This is a genomic window from Streptococcus cristatus, from assembly GCF_003943515.1.
GTDB lineage: Bacteria > Bacillota > Bacilli > Lactobacillales > Streptococcaceae > Streptococcus > Streptococcus cristatus_D.
Genome location: NZ_RJPT01000014.1, coordinates 24,631 through 30,889 on the forward strand (window position 1 = coordinate 24,631; position 6,259 = coordinate 30,889).

At 42.1% G+C, this 6,259-nt stretch carries 4 protein-coding genes; 1 reads left to right on the forward strand and 3 read right to left on the reverse strand.

From position 1 onward, the window contains the following. Nucleotides 1-2: 2 nt before the first annotated feature. A complete protein-coding gene (secA, locus tag D8791_RS09740; RefSeq protein ID WP_125447642.1) occupies nucleotides 3-2,522 on the reverse strand; it encodes a preprotein translocase subunit SecA in 2,520 nt (839 codons plus the stop codon). A 229-nt stretch (nucleotides 2,523-2,751) separates the two neighbouring features. Here secA and queG point away from each other — a divergent pair, with 229 nt between their 5' ends. Continuing rightward, nucleotides 2,752-3,876 carry a tRNA epoxyqueuosine(34) reductase QueG gene (gene queG, locus D8791_RS09745; protein WP_125447644.1) on the forward strand — a complete coding sequence of 375 codons (1,125 nt, stop codon included), beginning with the start codon at nucleotides 2,752-2,754 and terminating at the stop codon, nucleotides 3,874-3,876. A gap of 78 nt (nucleotides 3,877-3,954) precedes the next feature. Here the strand turns inward: queG and D8791_RS09750 are convergent, their stop codons facing one another. Together D8791_RS09750 and D8791_RS09755 are read right to left on the reverse strand one after the other, a co-directional pair. Next, the gene (locus tag D8791_RS09750; RefSeq protein ID WP_125447646.1) at nucleotides 3,955-4,671 is read right to left on the reverse strand and encodes a YebC/PmpR family DNA-binding transcriptional regulator; all 717 of its coding nucleotides are present in this window, start codon (nucleotides 4,669-4,671) and stop codon (nucleotides 3,955-3,957) included. A 417-nt stretch (nucleotides 4,672-5,088) separates the two neighbouring features. Beyond that, on the reverse strand, nucleotides 5,089-6,259 hold a 1,171-nt coding region (locus tag D8791_RS09755; RefSeq protein WP_125447648.1), incomplete at its 5' end, for a mucin-binding protein.

Genomic DNA, 6,259 nt, shown 5'->3' on the forward strand with positions numbered 1-6,259 from the left:
AACTACTTCTTGCGACCATGACAGTTTTTAAATTTCTTACCTGAACCACATGGACATAAATCATTTCTTTTAACAGAGGATAAATCAACATTTTTTGGAAGATTTGGGTTTTGGGCAGCAATATTGCGAGTAGCTGTCGTGCTGATACTGTGCTCTGTACGTGGACGTTCTTGCTCATGAATTTGTGCTTTCATCATGAGACGAGTAACATCAAACTCGATAGAGCCAATCATGTCATTAAACATCCGGAAACCTTCTGCCTGATATTCAACAACTGGGTTGTTCTGAGCATATCCGCGAAGTCCCACAGCCTGACGCAATTGATCCAAGGCGTCGATATGATCTGTCCATTTATTATCTACAACTCGTAGAATCAGCACTTTTTGAAACTCTTGAACTGCTTCTTCATCCCGAAGCTTAGAAATCTGATTGTCATAAACTTCAGAAGCTCGCTCCATCAAGTAATCTTTGATTTCTTGCTTGGATTTACCTTCTATATCATCAGCTGAGATAGAGTCCTCTGCTACAAGGTTATATTTAGCAAAATTCAGAATCGCTTCAATTCTTTCATCATGGTCTGAATGGCTGCTACCATCTACGATCCGATTAATGGTACGACGGATCATAGCATGGATTTCTGGAGCCAAATCACGGTCTGCTGTGATGACATCATAGCGTTGAGAATAGATAATTTCACGTTGTTCGCGCATGACATCGTCATATTGGAGGACTTGCTTCCGAGTATCGTAGTTATTTCCTTCAACCCGTTTTTGGGCTGCTTCCACCTGACGCGTTAGCATCCGAGACTTGATGACAGACTCTTCTTCGCTCAGATTCATTCGGTCAAGCAAGGCCTTAATACGCTCGGAACCAAAGCGTTTCATCAAATCATCTTCTAGAGATAGGTAGAATTGTGATTCACCTGGATCCCCTTGACGACCTGAACGTCCACGAAGCTGGTTATCAATCCGGCGGCTTTCATGGCGCTCTGTACCAATAACACAAAGTCCACCCAATTCACGGACACCTTCACCTAGCTTGATATCGGTACCGCGTCCAGCCATGTTGGTCGCAATGGTAATAGCACCACGTTGACCAGCATTCATGATAATCTGTGCTTCTTTATAGTGGTTTTTAGCATTCAGAACTTCATGAGGAATTCCTGCAGCCACTAATTTTTGAGAAAGATAGTCACTCGTGTCAACCGATACTGTACCGACTAAGACAGGCTGGCCTGTTTTGTAGCGTTCCTTGACGTCTTCCACGACTGCTTTAAATTTCGCTTCCAAGCTAGGATACAGCAAATCTGGATGGTCAATACGTTGGACCGGACGGTTCGTTGGAATTGGAATTACACGGATATTATAAATTTCGCGGAATTCTTCTTCTTCTGTCTTACCAGTCCCTGTCATCCCTGATAGCTTTTTATACATACGGAAAAGGTTCTGGTAGGTAATCGAAGCAGATGTTTTTGATTCTTCTTGGATAGGCACAGCTTCTTTTGCTTCAATCGCTTGGTGAAGTCCATCAGAGAAACGACGACCTTCCATTGTACGCCCAGTAAATTGGTCAACGATGAGGATTTCCTGCTTTTCACTCACGACATAATCCACATCTAAGGTCATAATATAGTTAGCACGTAAGGCATTGTCGATAAAGTGCGTTAAAGCAACATTCTCAAGGTCGTATAGATTTTCTAAGTTAAAGTAACTTTCAGCCTTGTCAATACCAGAATCTGACAAACCAATCGTCTTAGATGGAATATCAATGATATAGTCATCTTTTTGAAGTGTTTTCACAAAGCTATCCGCTCTGTAATAAAGCTGATTCGTATCAGAAGCAGTCGGTCCTGACACGATCAATGGCGTACGCGCTTCGTCAATCAAGATAGAATCCACCTCGTCAACCAAGGCATAGTTAAGCGGACGCTGTACCATATTTTCAGCCCGAACCACCATGTTATCACGCAGGTAGTCAAAACCAATTTCAGAGTTGGTAGAGTAGGTGATATCACAAGCATAAGCTTCTCTTTTTTCCATTGGTGACTTAGATGCTAGGTTGATACCAACAGAAAGTCCCAACCAAGAATAAAGTTCACCCATCTCAGTCGCATCACGCTCAGATAAGTATTCATTGACTGTAACAACGTGAACTCCTTGACCAGATAAGGCATTCAGGTAAACAGGCATAGTCGCTGTCAGGGTTTTCCCTTCCCCCGTACGCATTTCTGGCACATCACCATGGTGAAGGACAATCCCCCCCATAATCTGAACCTTATATGGGAAAAGACCTAAGACACGCTTAGCTCCTTCACGGACAACTGCAAATGCTTCAAACAAAAGTTGATCTAAAGTTTCACCATTAGCATAACGTTCCTTAAATTCAACTGTTTTTGCTTGCAATTCTTCATCGGTCAAGGCTGCCATTTCGTCCTCATAGGACATGACCTTGTCCGCCATCTTTTCTAATTTTCTTATTTCACCTTTATCATTTTCGATGATTTTTTTTAAAATATTAGCCATTTTATTCCTTACTCGCTATGTTCTGTTTATAAATGTTTCCTCTCATTATAGCATGTTTCCCCATATCTTTCAAGAAATAATCCATTTGGCAATTGGCTTGAAAGGCTGTCATTTCTCAATTTACACGCTTATCTGCCTAACTCTTCTTGCACTCAAATTTGCTAAATAATCATGATTTTCACGAAGTAGTTTCTCGCATAATTCTCATAATTTCGATATAATAATAGCAATGAATATCAAAGAAGAAATTATCAAATTATCAAAAGAAATTGGCATTTCTAAAATTGGTTTTACGACAGCGGATGACTTTGACTATCTGGAAAAGTCGCTGCGCTTGGCTGTAGAAGAAGGTCGAAATTCAGGATTTGAACATAAAAACATCGAGGAGCGAATTAAGCCCAAGCTGAGTTTGGCCTCAGCTAAGACCATCATCTCTATCGCAGTCGCCTACCCCCACAAGCTCAAACAGCAGCCGCAAAAAACAGCCTACAAGCGAGGGAAATTCACTCCCAATAGCTGGGGACTGGATTACCACTATGTCCTACAGGACAAGCTAGATCGGCTTGCAAAGGGAATTGAGGAGTTAACTGCCGACTTTGAATATAAAGGCATGGTAGATACAGGAGCCTTGGTCGACACCGCTGTAGCCCGGCGAGCAGGAATAGGCTTTATCGGCAAGAACGGCTTGGTTATCTCCAAGGAATTTGGTTCCTACATGTTTTTGGGTGAGCTCATTACCAATCTGGACATCGAACCTGACCAGCCTGTCGACTATGACTGTGGAGACTGCAACCGCTGCCTGACAGCCTGCCCTACCTCCTGCCTCATTGGTGATGGGACTATGAACGCCAAGCGCTGTCTATCCTTTCAGACCCAAGACAAAGGCATCATGGATCTGGAATTTCGCAAAAAAATCAAGACAGTCATCTATGGCTGCGATATCTGCCAAATCTGCTGCCCCTATAATAAAGGTTTAGACAATCCACTCGCAACTGATATCGACCCCGAACTGGCCCATCCAGAGCTCCTTCCTTTCTTGGAACTTTCTAATGGTCAATTTAAGGAAAAATTTGGCCATATAGCAGGTAGTTGGCGGGGTAAAAACATCCTGCAGCGCAATGCCATCATTGCTTTAGCCAATGCTAATGACCGCTCTGCTATTCCCAAACTACTAGAAATTATCGATAAAGGACAAAATCCTATCCATATCGCTACGGCCATCTGGGCTCTCAGCCAGCTAGTACGCGAAGCCAATCCTGAAATGATTGAGATGATTCTTGCTGTAAAAAATCCTACAGAAGCTATCAAAGAGGAACAGGAACAATTCCTAAAAAAATTTCACTTAACTAACTAAAAATAAATACAGTCTAATTTAGAAACTGCCTTAGAACGCAGCTTATACTAAATCAGACTGTATTTTTATGTTATTCAATTAGAAGCCATCTACGTTGGTGTAGATTTTTTGGACATCTTCATCGTCTTCAAGGACGCTATACAATTTTTCGAAGGTTTCTAAATCTTCTCCTGTTAATTCCACTTCAGACTGAGGAATCATTTCAAGCTCTGTCACTTGGAATTCTTGGATACCAGATTTACGCAAGGCCACGATTGCTTTATGTAGGTCAGTTGGCACTGTATAAACAGTGATACTTCCTTCTTCAGCCTCTACATCGTCCACATCTACATCTGCTTCTAAAAGCAATTCAAAGATGCTGTCTGCATCATCACCAGCAAAAACGATAACACCTTTATTGTCAAAAAGATAAGATACAGAGCCACTAGCACCCATATTGCCGCCATTTTTCCCAAAGGCTGCACGGACATTGGCCGCAGTTCGGTTAACATTCGAAGTCAAGGTATCAACAATCAACATAGAACCATTCGGCCCAAAACCTTCATAACGGCCTTCTGTAAAGGTCTCGTCTGTATTTCCCTTAGCCTTGTCAATCGCCTTGTCAATAACATGCTTTGGCACTTGCGCTTGCTTAGCACGATCAATAACGAACTTAAGGGCTGTGTTCAACTCAGGATCTGGTTCACCTTTTTTCGCTGCTACATAGATCTCTACACCGAATTTAGCATAAACTTTTGAGTTTGCGCCGTCTTTAGCTGTTTTCTTAGCTACAATGTTGGCCCACTTACGTCCCATTGGAATTTCTCCTTTAACTATTCTACAATTTTAATCTTCCTTATTATAACACAGGAAAGGAGAAAAATCATCCAACAAAAACAGGAAAGTCCCCAATTCCCTAAAATTATCTGCTGAAGTACAAACTAAAGATAGAAAAAATTAGGGCACTAGTTCCTTATACATTTTAGAATACCGAGATCAGTCATTACATTCTCTCGATAATAAAATGAATGATGCCACTAAATTCAAGGTGATGCTCCTTCATTCTCCAGTAAATCTCCTATTTTACTGGAATCTTCTCCCATTTCTTACTACCAAAGTCTGCTAATCGAATAAATAAAAAATCGATAACTTCGTAAAGAAGTTATCGATTTTTGCGAGCTGTTAACTAACCGTCCACAACTCTTCAGTGATTACTATCCAAGCTAGAAAGAATTAATCTTCTTCTTTCAATCTTGGTTTAATCAAGCTGACACCTGCGAGTGTTGCAACAATTCCTAAACCAAGCACTGCTGCTGAAGATGATTTCTCACCTGTATTTGGCAGAGCAGTAGTTCCAGGAACTTTCGGTTCCACTGGCTTGTTCGGTACTTGTTTATTTGGTACCGGAGCTGGAGTTGGTGGAACAGGTGTCGGTGTAGGTGGAACTTCTGCCTTCTTGTAAGTTACGACTTCATCGGCTGGTTTAGCTGAATCTGCTGTAACCTTCACATCTGCTACGCTTGCTTTATCCGCTACGTAACCCTTGATGTCTGGTGAAGTTTGTCCCTTGATCACGTCATCTTGTGATGTCCATGGGCCTTTTTCTACGATCGCTTTCGTTACGACGTTGATCTTCAGAATACGCGTGAATTTCGCGCTGTCTGTGAAGCTTGGTGCTGCTTCCTTGCCATTTTCGTATACGTACTTGATCGTACGGCTCAATTCCTTCACAGCTTCTTGTTGAGCTGACTTGATCTTATCATCTGTCCACTTAGGTCCATCCGGATTCTTAGGATCCATCGGATCGTTTGGTTTCGGTGGATTGTTTGGATCGAATGGTACTACGCCTTCTTCCAATTGAACAGTGTAGTTTTGGTCCTTGCTTGCATCATCATCAAAGTTTTGTGGATCCTTGAACTCATCGTTCACAACCTTGTAACCTTGGTTAGTCAATTCTTTCAACTTCGCAAGGTATTGGTCACGGCTAATTGGTTCGCCTGACTTACCGCCTTCTGAGATCTTAGCCAATTCTTTCTTAGCTTGGTCTACGAAGGTGATGGTTGCTTTTTGATCAGCCTTCTTGTACGTTACGACTTCATCGGCTGGTTTAGCTGAATCTGCTGTAACCTTCACATCTGCTACGCTTGCTTTATCCGCTACGTAACCCTTGATGTCTGGTGAAGTTTGTCCCTTGATCACGTCATCTTGTGATGTCCATGGGCCTTTTTCTACGATCGCTTTCGTTACGACGTTGATCTTCAGAATACGCGTGAATTTAGCGCTGTCTGTGAAGCTTGGTGCTGCTTCTTTACCATCTTCGTATACGTACTTGATCGTACGGCTCAATTCTTTCACAGCTTCTTGTTGAGCTGACTTGATCTTATCATCTGTCCACTTAGGTCCA

Excerpts from the sequence above, each read along its gene's own strand:
- secA (WP_125447642.1), bottom strand. The coding sequence starts at position 2,522 with ATGGCTAATATTTTAAAAAAAATCATCGAAAATGATAAAGGTGAAATA.
- queG (WP_125447644.1), top strand. The coding sequence starts at position 2,752 with ATGAATATCAAAGAAGAAATTATCAAATTATCAAAAGAAATTGGCATT.
- D8791_RS09750 (WP_125447646.1), bottom strand. The coding sequence starts at position 4,671 with ATGGGACGTAAGTGGGCCAACATTGTAGCTAAGAAAACAGCTAAAGAC.